Origin of the sequence: Halopseudomonas sp. Lyrl_26, assembly GCF_051948695.1 — a bacterium.
GTDB classification, from domain to species: domain Bacteria; phylum Pseudomonadota; class Gammaproteobacteria; order Pseudomonadales; family Pseudomonadaceae; genus Halopseudomonas; species Halopseudomonas formosensis.
In genome coordinates this window covers 1-480 of record NZ_JAYJLH010000039.1, presented here as the reverse complement: position 1 = coordinate 480, position 480 = coordinate 1, and the positions used below count along the sequence as shown (strand labels likewise).

Sequence of the window (480 nt, the reverse complement as noted above, 5' to 3'; positions counted from 1 at the left end):
TGTTAACCTCTGAGGAAGAATTGTGAAACTATCACTAATGGTAGCTATATCGAAGAATGGAGTTATCGGGAATGGCCCTGATATTCCATGGAGTGCCAAAGGTGAACAGCTCCTGTTTAAAGCTATTACCTATAACCAATGGCTGTTGGTTGGACGCAAGACTTTTGAATCAATGGGAGCATTACCCAACCGAAAGTATGCGGTCGTAACACGTTCAAGTTTTACATCTGACAATGAGAACGTATTGATCTTTCCATCAATTAAAGATGCTTTAACCAACCTAAAGAAAATAACGGATCATGTCATTGTTTCAGGTGGTGGGGAGATATACAAAAGCCTGATCGATCAAGTAGATACACTACATATATCTACAATAGACATCGAGCCGGAAGGTGATGTTTACTTTCCTGAAATCCCCAGCAATTTTAGGCCAGTTTTTACCCAAGACTTCGCCTCTAACATAAATTATAGTTACCAAAT

The 480-nt window shown here is 39.4% G+C and carries 1 protein-coding gene; it reads left to right on the top strand.

Annotation, left to right across the window (positions count from 1 at the left end; genetic code table 11):
* Positions 1 to 22: 22 nt before the first annotated feature.
* Positions 23 to 480, top strand: a 458-nt coding sequence (gene dfrA1 / locus VF673_RS15005; RefSeq protein WP_440292525.1) for a trimethoprim-resistant dihydrofolate reductase DfrA1, incomplete at its 3' end; no start/stop codon positions are given.